Raw genomic sequence first — 16737 nt, forward strand, 5'->3', positions numbered from 1 at the left:
AAGTGTCATTAGGACTTGACGATACAGCTTTTATTGCTTATGGCTTGAATTTGACTGTCCCACTGGTACCAGTCGACATCGCATCACGCGCGATCTGGTCCTCTAAATGGTTTTTAGCACTGATAGTATCAGGATCGGGGCGGTGCTCTGTATGTCCGCACTGCGTACATTCGATGTATTCATCAGGTTCGGGTATGACGATATTTACTTGCATCACTGCATCCATCGCCTGACATTTAGGGCAGCGAACGCCTGCTAAAAACCGGCGCTTTGGCGTTGATGATTGATAGCGCATTCAGATGACCTCGCGCGTCGTTTGAACATTGCTTTTAGCATTGGCAGCAGCATCATTTTTAGCAATATCATTTTTAGTATTGTCAAAACCACTATGCCGTAGTAAAGCATCGATACTGGCGCTGCGACCTCGGAAGTTCTCAAAATTGGTCTTAGCAGGGAAACTACCACCGACTGATAAAATAGTCTCGCGGAAGGCTTTTCCTGTGGTTGGGTTAAAAATACCTTCTTCTTCAAACTTACTAAACGCATCGGCAGATAAAAGCTCCGCCCATTTATATGAGTAATAACCGGCGGCATAACCCCCAGCAAAGATATGGCTAAAGCCATTAGCAAAACGGTTATAATCCGGTGTCTGCATAATCGCAATATCATCGCGCACGGCGTTTAGCGTCGCCAAGATACCTTCATAATCAAGGGCTGGTGTGTGCGCATGAATCAATAAATCAAAAAGCGCAAACTCGATTTGACGTAAGGTTTGCATGCCGCTTTGGAAGTTTTTGACCGCTAGTAGGGCGGCAAGTTTGTCTTTTGGCAAGGGTTCGCCGCTTTCAACATGGCTACTTATTAAAGCAATCCCTTCGGCATCCCACGCCCAGTTTTCCATAAATTGACTGGGCAATTCGACCGCGTCCCACTCAACGCCATTGACACCAGCGACATCACTAACGGTGACTTGGGTGAGTAAATGGTGCAAACCGTGACCGAATTCGTGGAACAAGGTCAGTACTTCATCGTGAGTCAATAGGCTTGGTTTGCCATCGAGGGCAGGAGTGAAGTTGCCGACCATAAAGCAAACCGGTAGCTGCTGATGGTCTTGCTCCGCATAGGTATAACGTGATTGAAAACCGCTCATCCACGCGCCGCCGCGTTTGCCGCTACGAGCAAATAAGTCAAAGTAAAAGCCACCAAGCAAGTGATCATCGGCGTCAAATAATTGATAAAAATGTACGTCATCGTGCCAGCGCGACACAGACTCACTGTGCTCTTGTACCTTGATACCGTATAAGCGCTCAACGATCGTAAATAATCCGCTAATCACTTTCGGTAGTGGGAAATAAGGACGTATCTCCTCTTGCGATAAACTAAACACGCTCTGTTTTACTTTTTCGGCAATATAAGCGCTGTCCCATGGCTGCAAGTCATTAATACCATAAGCCTGCGCATACTTTTGCAACTGCGCTAAGTCTTGCTTAGCGGCTGGGGTTGCTTGCGCGGCTAAATCGCGTAAAAAGGTTTCAACCTCTACAACGCTATCTGCCATTTTGGTCGACAGTGACACTTCTGCATAGTTATCAAAGCCTAATAACTTGGCCTTTTGCGCGCGTAATTGCAGAATTTGGCCCATGATATCGGCATTATTGAGCGCTTCACCTTTGGCATTGGTATGCGCATCAAACTCAGAGGCGCGGGTCACATAAGCATGGTACAGCGTCTCGCGTAGATTGCGATCATCGGCATGGGTCATGACGGCAAGATAAACAGGAATATTTAAGCTTGCCACATAATAAGGCGTCGGCAACGCATCAATTTGTCCTTGGGTAAGCGTACCGCTGGCAAGCTCACGCGCTTTATACTGTTCACCTGCGTCCGCTAATAGCGCCAAACCACTCTCAGTTAACCCTGCTAATTGGCCTTGCTCAAGCGGTAAGGCATACGCCTGAGTAGCATCCAAGATATGGTCTGAGAACGTCGCTGATAAAGTCGACAATTCACTTTGAATAGCAGCAAAGGTTTCTTGTTCAGCTTTGGGTAGCGCAACGCCTGATAGCTCAAAGCTACGCAGCGCAAGCTCAATCGCTCGCGCCCGCGCTGGGTCTAGTTCGGCAAAGAAAGCCTGATCATTGACGATCGTCTGATAGCGACTAAATAGCGGCTGATGCTGACCAACACGCGTGCCATAAGCAGACAGCTTGGGCAACAATTCATGATGGACATGACGAATCTCATCGCTACTCATCACGCTATTAAGATGCGACAAAATGCCCCAACTACGATCTAACGCCAGGTTTATATGGTCAAAGCTCATCACCTCTGCCAATGCCTGCTCAGTGCTAAGATTGCTATCTGCCGACATCTCATCTAAAAAACGGTTGGCAGCATCGATAGCACTGATGACCTGGCTTTGTAAGGCATCAGGTGTGGTACTGGAAAAATCAACAAGGTGTAAATCTGGAGCAATAGAGTTCATAAAGAAAGGTATCCAATGTCTGTTAGTCAAGGTCTGTTAGTAATGAATAAATTATTCTGATTTAGATAAAGTGCTATGAACGTTATTTAAAACGTAGTTTAAGACGTAATTTAAAGTAAAGGTTATCTAAAAGATGGGTATGTCGCGGTTGAAATACAAGCCAGCGTTATAATTGGTTTTAGAGTGTTCATTTTACAAATGGGATTTTTAGAAATGTCCAATTGGATAATAACCCGGCGCTAATTATCGATATGACCGATAGTTAGCTAAGTTTCACTTACAAAGCGTCATCATTTACTTGCAAATTAACCCTACAGGGAGTGAGGACAAGTTGTTAGCATCTTAGTAATACAAGGACTTAATATAATAAATTAAACACAAGGCAGTTATTAAAAATAATTTTCAAATTCTATGACGAACTTTGCAATACCAACCAATGATAATAAAATAAGGAGCAGTATTTATGAAAGCAACTCTTAAAAGTCTACGTGAGACCAAAGCCAATCCAGCGGTCAGTATTTTTGTCAAAACCCACCGTGAGCATCCTGACAATCAAAAAGATCCTATCGCCCTAAAAAACCAATTAAAAGTCGTCGAAGAGCGCCTAAATAACGAGTACGACAAAAGTACCGCCACCTCTATTTTAGAAAATATCAAAAATAAAACCAGTGACCTAAATCACAACTATAACTTAGATACCTTAGCCATATTTGCTAGCACTGACGATGCTCAAATCGTCCGTATGCCTATTGATACCAAAGAGCGCGTGATCATCTCTGATAGATTTGCAACGCGTGATTTGGTGCGTGATATGGCCAGCGCCGTGCATTATTATACGGTAGTATTAACCCGTGATAAGGCGCGCTTGATTGAAGCGTCTAACGACCGTGTGGTCAAAGAGTTTGATCAAGATACTGATGCACAAAACAATATGGAAAACATTCCGTTTCCTGTAGAAAATAATGGTTTATATACAACGGGTGATGCAGGCTCTGATCGCTCAGCAAATAACGAGAGTAGCTATCTAAAAGAGTTCTTTAACCAAGTAGATAAGAGCGTCCAAGAGCTATGGGGCGAGCATAAAATGCCTTTAGTCATCGTTGGGGATACCAAAAATATCGGTTATTATAAAGATGTTTGTGATCGTCCAGATAATATTATTGCTACCGTTTCAAATGCCACCAATCTGGAAGAAGGCAGCGCGCAGCATATCGTTGATAGCGTACAAGAAGCGGTCGAAAATTATCGCTCGTCATTACATCAAGCCGCTATGGGTGAAATTGACAAAGCGCGCGGTGCCAATATGCTGCAAACGGATTTACAAGAAGTGTACCGCAGCGCCTTCCAAGGGGTTGGCGAGACTTTATATGTTCGTCGCGGTTACATGCAACCGGCTATGATCGATGAAGAGGCGCAGACTTTAAGCATGGCTGATGATGCGACTGCCCAAGGCGTGACTGATGATGCGGTTGGTGAAATCATCGAACACGTCATTCATAACGGTGGCAAAGCCGTATTCATGCCGCAGGAGCTGATGGGTGAAGATCAGCCAATTGCTCTGGTAACGCGCTATTAATTGATAGCTGCTATTCGTTAATGAGTTAGCCATCGTTACGACTTAGGTATAATATGGGAGCATTGGTTCGATATGAATCAATGCTCTTTTTTATAATAACCTAGGTTCATGTTTATCTGATGACCGGTGTCATTTGATAAGTTTTTAATAAAACGCTGTTCACCCTTACGCTATCCATATTGAGTTTATAACTGATAAATTTATGACTAATACCACCTCTTTTGTTTTAACCAGCTACAACATTCATAAAGGCATGTCGCCGATGAATCGCCAAGTGAAGATACAGGGTATCGCCCAAGCGCTTGATATCATCGGCTCAGACATTCTTTGCCTGCAAGAAGTGCAGGGGCAAAACCTCAAGCGCAATATGCAATATAACGAATACCCCGACCAATCACAGCACGAATGGTTTGGTGAATATCTGCAACTGCAAAACAGCTATGGCAAAAACTCAGAGTATGAAAACGGTCATCATGGCAATGCGGTGTTGAGTCGCTTTCCCCTAGACCCAAAACATAACGTCAATATTACGGTGAATAAACTTGAGCAGCGCGGTGTCTTGCACTGTGAAGTGCAGCCGCTAGGGTGGGAGATGCCAGTGGTGGTGTTATGCGCCCATTTAAACCTCTTTGAGCGCGACCGTATCAAGCAGTACGAAGCCATCTCCAATTATGTGCGTAATGAGATTGCTGCCGAACAGCCGCTGATTTTGGCAGGTGATTTTAATGATTGGAAAAAAATGTCTTGTGACAGGCTCGCTTCAAGCTTAGGGATGACCGAAGCTTTTAAGCATTGTCATGGCAAATTGCTACCGACTTTTCCAGCAAAACTGCCTGTGCTCAGTCTAGACCGCATCTATGTGCGCAATCTAAGGGTAAAAGACGCCTGGGTGCATACCGGTAAGCCTTGGTCAACACTATCGGATCATTTGCCGCTAAGTGCAGAGTTAGCATTGTTATGAATTGCTGTTATCAGTTAATGGATAACAAGTAAGAAACTAGCCGAAAAAGAGAAATTAGAATAATACAAGGATGAAAAATCATGTCTGATAAACACCTACCAACGACGCAGCACGCCATACAGATAGGCGAGTTTGGCGAACCTGAAGTCATGACATATCAAGACGGCGTGGCTATTCCTGAATTAAAGGACAACCAAGTATTAATACAAGTCGCTTACGCTGGTATCAACCCCGTCGATTATAAAACCCGTCAAGGTAAAGGCTGGGGCGCCGATGCGATTCAAAAAAATAACTTTGATAAAGACGAGCCCGCTATTTTAGGCTTTGATGTTGCAGGGACGGTGGTCAAAAGTAATAGCGATAAATTTACCATTGGAGATGACGTCGCGGCCCTTAGTTTTGATGGCAGCTGCTACGCTGAATACGTGGCGGTCGATGCTGATTTACTGGCAAAAGTACCACAGGCGGTGACATTAGAGCAAGCAGGAGCATTGCCTTGTATCGGGCAAACGGCGCTACAGTTTGTAGAATTTGCCGACATTAAAGACGGTGAACACGTGGTAATAAACGCGCCAGCGGGCGGCGTTGGACATTTAGCGATTCAGTTTTTGCTGAAAAAGGTAGCGTCAGATAATGTCAAAGTCACGCTTATTTGCTCACCAGAAAAATATGCCAAACTTGATGATTTGATAGATAAAAGCAAGCTGGCAGGTTGGATAGATTATACCAAAGACCAAGATTTTCCTGACTTACAAGCCGATGTACTGATGGACTTGGTCGGTGACAATGCAGGCGTGCGCGCTTTGAGCACACTCAAATCTGTTGGTCGCGTTAAAGTGCTACCGACCATTTGGGTTGATAAACTAAAAGCTGCCGGTAGTAATAAAAACTTGAGCGTCGACGGCTACGCGGTAAAGCCAAATGGCGAAGATATGGCAAAGGTTTTACAAGATATCGCTGATGGCACGCTAATTTTACAAATTCAGCAAACCTATCCATTGTCTGAAGTAGTTACTGCCCATCGCGAGCTAGAAAAAGGCGATACCTTTGGCAAGATTGTGCTCAAAGCAAGCTAAGGCAGAGTTGCTTAAATTAAGCCAAACCCGCTTAACCTAATATCATTTGCCTAAAGGTTAAGCTAATACGTCCCTCTAAAACTGTTTTTGTCTTAGTGACAGTATGCTTCCAATATTTTTGCGTCTCACCATGCATGACGATAAGCTGACCGGACTCAAGATAAAGCTCGACTTTATCTTGAGTTTTTTTATGCTTCAAGACAAACTTGCGCGTCGCTCCGAGTGACAAAGAGGCGATAATCGGCTGCGCGCCAAGCTCCCTCTCATCATCGGCATGATACCCCATACCATCGTCGCCAGACGGATAGTAATTTAGCAAACAAGAATTAAAGTTGGCATTAACTCCGATTTTTAATAGTTGCCGCTCGATATGATGTTTCACATGAAACACCGAGTCTGTCCATGCAATGGCTTGCCGCCTGTGCCCAGAATATTGATAACTGGCAGCGCTGTCGCCCATCCATACTATTTGCCGAGTGGTGACGTGGGTCTTACCAAATAAAGTGACGATATCAGATTGCCAAGGCAGCGTCGTCAACAAGGCATAATATAGGGCACTTGGATAGTCAATCACGATTCCTAAATCATTTACCTTGCCATCATAAGGCAAGAAATTATCGGTCGGTGCAGGGGCAAAAAGGTCGCTCATCGCTCATATTCCGTATATCCTACATTCCACATCGCTCGGCCTATTTATTGCTCTCATAATGTTCATTAATAATTTGCGCGCACAATTCAGGTGCTTCCATTGGCAAAAGATGACCGTAATCTGGCAAAGAGATAATGCTATCTGCGGGAACAAATCCTTGCCATTGTTTGCGTACTTTATCATTGATAAACAAAGTCGGTTTGCCGGTGATTAAGGTGTAAGGGCAGTGCAGTTTTTTTAATGCCGCATCGATATGAGGCGCACCAAAATAATTGGCAAGCTCTTGCTCGGGGGCAAACATCAAGCTATAGCTGCCATTATTATTGGCCATCAAACTTTGCTCAGCAAATACTTTTAAGTGCTCATCACTGATACGTTTATAAGCCCGTTGCGCGCGCAGATGCGCATAATAATCCTCGATACTTGCCCATGTAACTTGCTTGGTTAGGGTGCTTTTAAAAGGTTCACGGCTTAGCAGTATTTTACGTGGTAGTAAGTTATAAAGCGTTGCTTGTTTTTTAGTAAAGGTGACAGGCTCGATAAGATATAACTGCGAGAATAAATCGGGGCGTTTCGCTGCTGCTATGGCGGTTGCTGTTGCGCCTTGTGAATGTCCAATACCAACGATAGGCGCGTTTTGGGTTTTGTCCAAAAACTCAATCAGTATATCGGCATCTTGCTCGCGGGTCAGACGCGGCGCTTGCGGTTTGTCATACCAATAGCCACGTAGCGCTAATGCCGATAAATCAAACTCTGTTGCGAGCTCATTTAACAATGGCGCATAAGTACCAACAGTAAAGCTGTTACCACCATAAAAATGAGCAGGCGGGCGTTTATGGTGGTTTGGTTTGTCTGCGTGATTTACAGCTTGGTTCAACTGCTCTAAATCATAATAGCGCGCTTGCTTGCCACTGATATTAATACGTTTGGTAAAAGTTTCCATAAAAATCACACTTCCTTGTGGCGGTTTTTTAACCGTTATCTTACATTTTATTGTTAGTTTTCAATTAGCTGTCTTCACCTAAGAAGCCGCCACTTTGACGCTGCCATAAGCGCGCATAAACGCCATTTAACGCCAGTAGTTCATCATGACTGCCTTGCTCGATGATACGGCCTTTATCCATGACCACCAATCTATCTAGCGCGGCAATGGTCGATAATCGATGAGCAATTGCAATCACAGTTTTGCCGGTCATGATATCGTTTAGGCTTTCGGTAATGGCAAATTCAATCTCAGAATCAAGTGCACTGGTCGCCTCGTCCAGTAACAAAATTGGCGCATTTTTTAGCATCACGCGTGAGATAGCGATGCGCTGACGTTGACCGCCCGAGAGCTTAACGCCGCGCTCGCCGACTTGGGTATCAAGACCGGTATTGCCTTTATCATCGTATAAATCTTTGATAAAGTCCCACGCTTGCGCTTGCTTAGCAGCTGTAATGATTTCCTCATCGGTTGCGTCAGGACGACCGTAAGCGATATTTTCGCGCACAGTACGGTGCAATAACGAGGTATCTTGGGTGACCATACCGATTTGCTGACGCAGCGATTCTTGGGTAACTTCGTCAATCGCTTGCCCGTCGATATAGATTTTCCCTTTATCAACATCAAAGAAGCGCAGGAGTAGATTAACCAAAGTTGATTTACCAGCGCCTGAACGCCCAACCAGACCGATTTTCTCACCCGGTTTGATATCTAAGTAAAAGTTATCTAATAGCTTGGCGTATGAAGTTCCCGCTGCAGAATCCGCAGCAGGAATAGCAGCATCTTCATTCATGTTATCTAAAGGCTTGCCTGATTTATGCTTGTTTAAACCTGTGGCATCGTCTTCGCCTTCATAACTAAAATCGACATGATCAAAAACGATACGACCATCGCTGACTTTAAGGATAGAAGCGTTCGGCTTATCGACGATGGTTTGCGGCGCAGATAAGGTGCGCATCCCGTCTTGTACTGTCCCGATACTCTCAAACAGGCTAGCAGTTTGCCACATAATCCAGCGCGTCAGGCCATTTAATCGCAGCGCCATCGCCGTGGCAGCGGCAATTGCCCCAACACCAACAGCACTTTGTTGCCATAAATAAATTCCGATACCGGCCGTACTACTGACCAAAATCACACTGATTAGGTGGGTTGATACCTCAAGGTAGCTGACCCAGCGCATTTGCGCATGGACCGTACCTAAAAACTGTCCCATGGCGTTTTTGGCATAATCGAGCTCGCGGCGCGAGTGGCTAAACAGTTTGACCGTCATGATATTGGCATACGCATCAGTGATGCGGCCCGTCATTAATGCGCGAGCATCGGCTTGTACAATCGCCGTTTGCTTTAGCTTAGGAATAAAGTACCACATCGCCAGCCACACCAAGACAAACCACACAATAAATGGAATCAATAATAAGCTGTCTAAATTAAATAAAATAATGCCAGAAGTAATAAAGTAAACGGCGACGTACATAAACATGTCAGTGACCGTCATCACGGTATCGCGCACCGCCAACGCCGTTTGCATCACTTTAGCAGAGACGCGACCTGAGAACTCGTCTTGATAAAACTGCATCGATTGCCCAAGCATACGCTGATGAAAACGCCAGCGCATCTGCATCGGGAAGACGCCTTGCAAGGTTTGGAAATGAATAAATGACGATAGGGCAATCCAAAGCGGACTTAAAATCATCACGGCCAGTATCAAAAGCAGCATATCGCCTTTTTCTGCCCACAGATTTTGCGGCGTATAAACGCCAAGCCAATCGACGATATTGCCAATCCACGCAAATAGCATGGCCTCGTAGATACCGATGCCAGCGGACAAAATCATAAATAGCAATAACCAACCGCGTAGCCCTTTGGTACATGCCCACATAAATTTGAGCATACCTTCACGCGGCGAGGGCAGCGGCATAGGCGTCTCAGGAAAGGCGGGCAGACGAGTTTCAAAAAAGCGAAATAGAGCATTCATAGGCAGTCAGGGAGCATTCATAGCAGTACGCCAAGATAAACGCCGTTAAGCGCTATCGTGAATCGTTACTTTTGTTATTAGGATTGCTGGTTATTTTAACAAAATTCGTCCTCATGCTTGCATGCTAATTGTAAGCTGAACAATCAAGCGCACAATAATTAGATTGCTGCAGATGAAATATTTTGTTACATTCCATTATTTCTTTTAGTTTATTGCTTTCCTTTATTTATACGTTTTACTAAACGAGAAATCAGCTAATGAATAAGTATTTTTTACTCATATAAAAATAATAAACGCGCAAAGTTGCGACTTAACAAGGATAAAGTTGATGATGTATTTAACGATAGCGGTGCTCTGTAGCGTCGCTGTTTCCGTACTTTTAAAAATATTACGCCAAAAAAATATCGATATTCGCCAAACCATCGTGGCGGGATATCCCGTGGCATTTCTATTAACTTGGCTGTTATTAAAACCAGATGTTAGTAGTATCGGCGCACTTGGCAATGCCTGGGGCATCATTATTGCGCTTGGTATCTTGTTGCCAGCAGTGTTTATTATCCTTGGGCGGGCGATTGAATCGGTCGGGATGGTAGCAACCGATGCTGCTCAGCGTTTATCGCTTATCATTCCTATCGTTGCTGCATTTCTATTATTTGGTGAAGTACTGACGGGTACGCGCATATTTGGTCTGTTGTTAGGGTTTTTGGCGCTTGGTGCTTTGGTTTATCGTCCGCAGCATGGGCTTATAAATAGCCAAGCAAAGCAGACGCCACTCTGGTTGTTTGGCGTTTGGCTAGGCTATGGCGTGATTGATATTTTATTCAAACAAGTTGCCAAACAAGGCGCGGCGTTTCCTTTAACCTTATTTGTGACCTTTGGGCTGGCAGGTTTGCTGCTGCTCGTTTACCTGCTTAGCACTCGCGTGCGCTGGCAGAGCAATGCCCTTAGCGCAGGATTATTACTTGGCGCGCTCAATATGGGCAATATATATGCTTATATACGCGCCCATCAAGTATTGTCTGAGTCGCCAAGTATCGTCTTTACAGGCATGAACGTCGGCGTGATTGCAGTAGCAACTTTAATTGGAGTAGGCGTATTTAAAGAGCGCCTTAATCATATCAATATCGTCGGTTTATTATTGGCGATTGGCTGTGTAGCGGTATTGTTTTTGCTTTAATCTCGCCACTGTGAAATAGGCAAAATTTTAACTTATCAACAATAGGCAGGTGGCATGTCCTATGATAAGGTAATTGACAGTCAGGCTCACACGGTTGAGGGCTGATTGACTTATTATAATAACGTTTGACCCTTATTAATTAGGATAGGATACCCATTCAATGGAATACGAAAAACAACTACAGCATATAAAAAATGGCTCAGGATTTATCGCCGCGCTTGACCAAAGTGGTGGCAGCACGCCAAAAGCATTAGAGAACTATGGCGTCAGCGGCGATGCTTATGACAATGACGAGGCGATGTTTGATTTGGTGCATGAGATGCGCGCGCGTATCATGACTTGTGATGCCTTTGATAATGAGCGTGTGCTCGGCGCGATTTTATTTGAAGATACCATGGAGCGCGAGGTTAATGGCAAACCGACCGCCAATTACCTATGGGAAGATAAAAATATCGTACCGTTTTTAAAGGTAGATAAGGGTTTGGCTGAACACATGAACGGCGTACAGGTGATGCGTCCGATGCCAAATCTAGACTTGTTGCTGGATAAAGCAAAAAATTATCCGGTATTTGGCACCAAAATGCGCTCAGTCATTTATGAGCCAAGTGTCGATGGTATCGAGCTTGTCGTCCAGCAGCAGTTTGATGTCGCAAAACAAATTCTTTCTAAAGGTTTTATGCCAATCGTTGAGCCAGAAGTGGATATCAACAGTAGCAAAAAACATGACTGTGAAATCATCCTTAAAACCAGTATTTTGCACAATCTTGAATTTTTAGACGATGATCATCAAGTGATGCTAAAACTGACTTTGCCTGAAGAAAACGGATTTTATCAAGAGCTGATTGATCATCCAAAAGTGCTAAAAGTAGTGGCGCTATCTGGTGGTTATAGTCGTCATGACGCCTGTGAAAAATTGAAGCAAAATCCCGGTATGATAGCGAGCTTCTCGCGTGCTTTTACCGAAGGCTTAAGTAAGCAACAAGACGACGCAGAGTTTGCTGATACGATTAATACTTCTATTAAAGAGATTTACGAAGCATCAAAGATTTAATCTACTATAAAGATAAAACAGTTTGCAATAAAAAGCGCTACTTATGAGTAGCGCTTTTTTGTGAATTAAGCATTAACGTTAATCGCTTAAACCTCTTTATACAACTGGCGACCCTCGGCATGATATTTTTCGGTCATCTTTGCCATACCTTGAGCAATCTCAGTTGCACTCATGACGCCTGCGCTTAGATTTTCTTTTGCATCTAAACCTTTAGCATACTCACGTACGTTTTGAGTGATTTTCATCGAGCAAAACTTCGGTCCGCACATCGAGCAAAAGTGCGCAGACTTGTGGGCGTCTTTTGGCAGTGTTTCGTCATGATATTCACGGGCGGTATCAGGGTCGAGCGCCAGATTAAACTGATCATCCCAGCGGAACTCAAAACGCGCTTTGGACAAAGCATTGTCACGTGCCTGTGCACCCGGATGGCCTTTAGCAAGGTCGGCAGCATGAGCGGCGATTTTATAAGTGATGATGCCGTCCTTGACGTCTTTTTTATTGGGCAAACCGAGATGCTCCTTTGGCGTCACATAACAGAGCATCGCTGTGCCAAACCAGCCAATCATTGCCGCCCCAATGGCACTGGTGATATGGTCATAACCAGGCGCAATATCAGTGGTTAATGGCCCTAAAGTATAAAAAGGCGCGTCGCTACATAGCTCAAGCTGCAAGTCCATATTTTCTTTAATGCGGTTCATCGCCACGTGTCCAGGGCCTTCAATCATCACCTGCACATCGTGTTTCCATGCGACTTGCGTCAACTCACCAAGGGTACGCAGCTCACCAAATTGTGCTTCGTCATTGGCATCTTGCAAACAGCCCGGACGTAAGCCATCGCCTAAGCTAAATGCCACATCATACTGCTTCATAATCTCGCAGATATCTTCAAAATGCGTATATAAAAAGCTTTCTTGATGATGGGCAAGGCACCACTGTGCCATGATAGATCCGCCACGCGAGACGATGCCCGTCAAGCGATTGGCGGTTAGCGGTACATAACGTAATAATACGCCGGCGTGAATGGTAAAGTAATCAACGCCTTGTTCGGCTTGCTCAATCAAGGTATCGCGGAATATCTCCCACGTTAAATCTTCGGCAACGCCATCGACTTTCTCTAAGGCTTGATAAATAGGCACGGTACCAATTGGCACTGGCGAGTTACGAATCAACCATTCACGAGTTTCATGGATATGGTTGCCTGTCGATAAATCCATAATAGTATCGGCGCCCCAGCGCGTTGCCCAGGTCATTTTTGATACTTCTTCATCGATAGATGAGCCGAGCGCTGAGTTACCGATATTGGCGTTAATTTTCACTAAAAAATTACGCCCGATAATCATTGGCTCAGATTCAGGGTGATTAATATTATTGGGGATAATGGCGCGGCCTGCGGCAACTTCATCACGGACAAACTCAGGGGTGATAATTTTTGGCGTATTGGCACCAAAGCTTTCGCCATCGTGTTGGCGCATATCGGTCAGTTCGTGCTGCTTTTGCGTCTCACGAATGGCGATATACTCCATTTCAGGCGTGATAATACCGCGACGTGCGTAGTGCATTTGCGTGACGTTCTTTCCTGCTAAGGCACGACGTGGTTTATCGATATGCGCAAATCTTAAATTAGCGGTACTGATATCACGGGCGCGCGCTTGTCCGTATGAGCTAGATAAGCCACTTAATTGCTCGGTATCACCGCGCTCAGCTATCCAGCCTTCACGCAATTTGGGCAAACCACGGGTCAAATCAATGTCGGCATTGGGGTCGGTGTAAACACCAGAAGTGTCATAAACATAAAATGGTGGGTTTTGTTCCCATTCGGACTCGCTTACCCCTTGGATGGGTGTAGGGTCAAGGGTAATCTCGCGCATCGGTACTTGGATATCGGGCCGTGAGCCCCCGATATAGACTTTTTTAGAAGCGGGTAAGATACGGTGTAAGTCGCGGGCGTCTTCTTCAAAGCGAGCATCATTGGCGGTACGATGGGCAGGCGTTTTTAGGGCGTCGGCTTTTTTGTCAGAAGTTTTGGCAATAGGAGTTGAAGTATTTTGTGTGAGGTTCATATGCTGTCCTAGCGTGTTGGTTTTTGAATAAAAGCAACACCGCCAGTAGCTGCGGGGCAAGACGATGCAAGATAGACAAATTCAATAATCAAACACGTGCACTATTATTAAATTCAACTTTCATTGAAAATTAATCTAATGCCATGTTAAATGATTGGTAGGCGCCGCTTTTTATTGCTTGCTTCATGGCCGCGTAAAAACGCTAGCATATAAAGTATGAACAATAATAAAAAGGCATTTCTGCGCGCCCTTTGTATATAAAACATAGTCTTAAGACTTCCCTGCGTCGGTACTAACCGCATCAGGTTCGGCGGGTGATCTCTCAGCGAATGTATGAAATAGCTTATAAACTAAGCTTGTCATACACCGCACCCCGAGTCTGTCAGTGTTGTAAATCAGTCTCATACTAACAAACTATAGGGATGATGCCTAGTCATTTGCTATTTGTTAGTAGAGAGGCAATCTTGCTGTTATTAATGTAATCACTGTCTTTTAATCAATGACAGTTTTTCAATTAATGACATTCTTTTTAATTAATAAAATCATCGTGCGTATTATGTTTCTGGTGTCCAACCTTGCGCGCGCTCATAGTCTTCATTGTCCAAAAACTTCTCGCGTTGCTCAGTTAAGAACTTTTTGGCTTCAGGGTCCATCATGCTGAGATGGTTTTCGTTAATCAGCATGGTTTGCTGCTCAAGCCATTCTTTCCAAGCTTTGTCAGAAACGGTTTCTTGTAGCTCTTGTCCTTTTTTATTAGGAAATGGCGGATGCGGCATTTTTGGCAATTCTTGCTTATATTTGCGGCAAAAAACGGTATTGGCTTGTGGATTAAAAGTCTCAGTCATCAGGCAATCCTTACTAATTAGGGGTATTAACTTATTGTGTCGAATATTGGTATTCATCTATCATAACGCGCTTGCACGATTTAGCAAAGCGTATCAGGTGTAGAGAAGGTAACATCAAATCTATAGTCGGAGTACTTTTAAACCGCTACGGTGTTGCTCGCCCTAGATGTACTCAGTGTACTATCTGCGGTAGATCGCCTTGTAGCGATTTTAAAATTCCTTGACTATATCTAGTGCTGGCAAAATTAGGCATGACAAAAAACACCCGCGCAATGGCGGGTGTTAGAGAAAAGCGCTGGTTTTAAAGCACAATTTTATTGCTAGCTTCAGCTTTAAAAAGGCTTTTAAGCAAACGCTTTTAGGCGCGCACGTCCATTAACCACTGCTTGTTTGACTTGATTTGGCGCGGTACCGCCTAAATGGTCACGAGCGGCCAATGAGCCTTCTAGCGTTAGATAGTCAAAAACATCATCGCCAATAGCAGCGCTAAACTGCTGCAACTGCGCCAATGACAAATCGCTCAAATCAACACCCTCGCGAATACCCAAAGCAACGGCATTGCCGACCACTTCATGGGCATCACGGAAAGCAACACCGCGGCGAACCAAATAATCAGCCAAATCGGTCGCCGTTGCATAGCCTTTCATGGTGGCGGCGCGCATGTTTTCCTTATTCGGAGTAATATTCGGTAGCATATCAGCAAAGGCGAGTAGCGAACCGGTCAAGGTATCGACGCAATCAAATAGCGGCTCTTTGTCTTCTTGGTTGTCTTTATTATAGGCAAGTGGCTGGCTTTTCATCAGGCTTAATAATGTCATCAATTGACCAAAAACCCGTGCTGCTTTACCGCGAACCAACTCTGGCACGTCAGGGTTTTTCTTTTGCGGCATGATAGATGAGCCAGTACAAAAGCGATCAGGGATTTGCACAAAGTTAAACTGCGCTGACATCCATAGGATAATCTCTTCGCTCATACGCGACATATGCATCATCAAGATAGAAGCCGCCGAGGTAAACTCAATGGCAAAATCACGGTCTGATACGGCATCAAGTGAGTTTTGGCAAATACCTTCAAAACCTAACAATTTAGCAGTGATGGTACGATCAATCGGGAAGGTCGTGCCAGCAAGGGCAGCGCTACCAAGCGGCATCTGATTGATACGGCGACGGGCATCGACCAGACGCTCGGTATCGCGGTAGAGCATCTCAAACCATGCCATCACATGATGACCAAAGCTCACGGGCTGCGCGGTTTGCAGATGGGTAAAGCCCGGCATGATGGTGTCGGTATGCTGTTCGGCTAAATCTAATAAACCGCTTTGCAAACGTACCAGTAGCGCGATGATATTATCGGTTTCTTCACGCAACCATAGACGAATATCGGTGGCAACCTGATCGTTACGGCTACGGCCAGTATGCAGTTTTTTGCCAACCGCACCGACGATATCCGTCAAGCGCGATTCGACGTTCATGTGTACGTCTTCAAGCGCAATTGACCAGTTAAACTCACCGGCTTCAATCTCGCGCAGCACTTGCTGTAAACCATCGATAATGGTCGCAACCTCATCCGCACTTAAAATGCCACATTCTTTCAGCATGGTCGCATGGGCGATTGAGCCTTGGATATCATGACGAGCAAAGCGTTGGTCAAAGCCGACGGATGCGGTAAAGGCGGCAACGAAGCTATCAGTCGCTTCACTAAAGCGCCCGCCCCACATCTGCTGACCTTGACCACTTGTAGCGCTTTGCGGCGCAGGAGTGTTGGTTATAGAAGCATCTATGCTAGAATCAGGAGTAGATGAATTTTTATTTGAATTAGGATTAATACTATTTGAAGAGTTGGCGTTCATATCGGTACAAGACAAGTCAAGAGAATAAGAACTCAAGTATAGCAAATGAT

At 44.8% G+C, this 16737-nt stretch carries 13 protein-coding genes and 1 riboswitch; of the genes, 5 read left to right on the forward strand and 8 right to left on the reverse strand.

Annotation, left to right across the window (positions count from 1 at the left end; translation table 11 throughout):
- Positions 1 to 37: 37 nt before the first annotated feature.
- Positions 38 to 295 (reverse strand): YheV family putative metal-binding protein, encoded by a 258-nt coding sequence (locus tag ACPEGP_RS09680; RefSeq protein ID WP_423813272.1) that lies wholly within the window; start codon positions 293 to 295, stop codon positions 38 to 40.
- The gene (locus ACPEGP_RS09685; RefSeq protein WP_423813273.1) at positions 296 to 2485 is read right to left on the reverse strand and encodes a M3 family metallopeptidase; all 2190 of its coding nucleotides are present in this window, start codon (positions 2483 to 2485) and stop codon (positions 296 to 298) included. It lies immediately after the preceding gene.
- A gap of 463 nt (positions 2486 to 2948) precedes the next feature.
- On the opposite strand from ACPEGP_RS09685, the gene ACPEGP_RS09690 reads away from it, so the two are divergent.
- The 3 genes from ACPEGP_RS09690 to ACPEGP_RS09700 all read left to right on the forward strand — a co-directional run bounded on the left by ACPEGP_RS09690 (position 2949) and on the right by ACPEGP_RS09700 (position 6098).
- Positions 2949 to 4061: a hypothetical protein gene (locus ACPEGP_RS09690; RefSeq protein WP_423813274.1), complete on the forward strand. Its 1113-nt coding sequence runs from the start codon at positions 2949 to 2951 to the stop codon at positions 4059 to 4061.
- Positions 4062 to 4263: 202 nt separating this feature from the next.
- Positions 4264 to 5022, forward strand: coding sequence for an endonuclease/exonuclease/phosphatase family protein (locus tag ACPEGP_RS09695; RefSeq protein WP_144296847.1), 759 nt, complete (start codon positions 4264 to 4266; stop codon positions 5020 to 5022).
- A gap of 80 nt (positions 5023 to 5102) precedes the next feature.
- Positions 5103 to 6098: an NADP-dependent oxidoreductase gene (locus ACPEGP_RS09700; protein ID WP_423813275.1), complete on the forward strand. Its 996-nt coding sequence runs from the start codon at positions 5103 to 5105 to the stop codon at positions 6096 to 6098.
- Between the two features lie 31 nt (positions 6099 to 6129).
- On the opposite strand, the gene ACPEGP_RS09705 is transcribed toward ACPEGP_RS09700, so the two are convergent.
- The 3 genes from ACPEGP_RS09705 to ACPEGP_RS09715 form a co-directional block, all read right to left on the reverse strand.
- On the reverse strand, positions 6130 to 6747 hold the full coding sequence (locus tag ACPEGP_RS09705; protein WP_423813276.1) for an alpha-ketoglutarate-dependent dioxygenase AlkB family protein: 618 nt from the start codon (positions 6745 to 6747) through the stop codon (positions 6130 to 6132).
- 40 nt (positions 6748 to 6787) lie between these two features.
- Entirely contained in the window at positions 6788 to 7690 is a 903-nt protein-coding gene (locus ACPEGP_RS09710) for an alpha/beta fold hydrolase (protein WP_423813277.1), read from the reverse strand.
- Positions 7691 to 7754: 64 nt separating this feature from the next.
- A complete protein-coding gene (locus ACPEGP_RS09715; protein ID WP_423813278.1) occupies positions 7755 to 9704 on the reverse strand; it encodes an ABC transporter ATP-binding protein in 1950 nt (649 codons plus the stop codon).
- A 328-nt stretch (positions 9705 to 10032) separates the two neighbouring features.
- Here ACPEGP_RS09715 and ACPEGP_RS09720 point away from each other — a divergent pair, with 328 nt between their 5' ends.
- Both ACPEGP_RS09720 and ACPEGP_RS09725 read left to right on the forward strand, forming a co-directional pair.
- Positions 10033 to 10881, forward strand: a complete 849-nt coding sequence (locus ACPEGP_RS09720; RefSeq protein WP_191691286.1) for an EamA/RhaT family transporter — start codon at positions 10033 to 10035, stop codon at positions 10879 to 10881.
- A gap of 160 nt (positions 10882 to 11041) precedes the next feature.
- The gene (locus ACPEGP_RS09725) at positions 11042 to 11932 is read left to right on the forward strand and encodes a fructose bisphosphate aldolase (protein ID WP_200663054.1); all 891 of its coding nucleotides are present in this window, start codon (positions 11042 to 11044) and stop codon (positions 11930 to 11932) included.
- 86 nt (positions 11933 to 12018) lie between these two features.
- Here ACPEGP_RS09725 and thiC read toward each other — a convergent pair whose 3' ends face one another.
- The 3 genes from thiC to argH all read right to left on the reverse strand — a co-directional run bounded on the left by thiC (position 12019) and on the right by argH (position 16555).
- Positions 12019 to 13992 (reverse strand): phosphomethylpyrimidine synthase ThiC, encoded by a 1974-nt coding sequence (thiC, locus tag ACPEGP_RS09730; protein ID WP_423813279.1) that lies wholly within the window; start codon positions 13990 to 13992, stop codon positions 12019 to 12021.
- 261 nt (positions 13993 to 14253) lie between these two features.
- Positions 14254 to 14378, reverse strand: a riboswitch (TPP riboswitch).
- 168 nt (positions 14379 to 14546) lie between these two features.
- Positions 14547 to 14837: an oxidative damage protection protein gene (locus ACPEGP_RS09735; protein ID WP_423813280.1), complete on the reverse strand. Its 291-nt coding sequence runs from the start codon at positions 14835 to 14837 to the stop codon at positions 14547 to 14549.
- Positions 14838 to 15181: 344 nt separating this feature from the next.
- Positions 15182 to 16555, reverse strand: coding sequence for an argininosuccinate lyase (argH, locus tag ACPEGP_RS09740; RefSeq protein ID WP_423814275.1), 1374 nt, complete (start codon positions 16553 to 16555; stop codon positions 15182 to 15184).
- Positions 16556 to 16737: the final 182 nt, after the last annotated feature.

Origin of the sequence: Psychrobacter sp. 219-2-C (assembly GCF_049560815.1) — a bacterium.
Lineage (GTDB): Bacteria > Pseudomonadota > Gammaproteobacteria > Pseudomonadales > Moraxellaceae > Psychrobacter > Psychrobacter faecalis.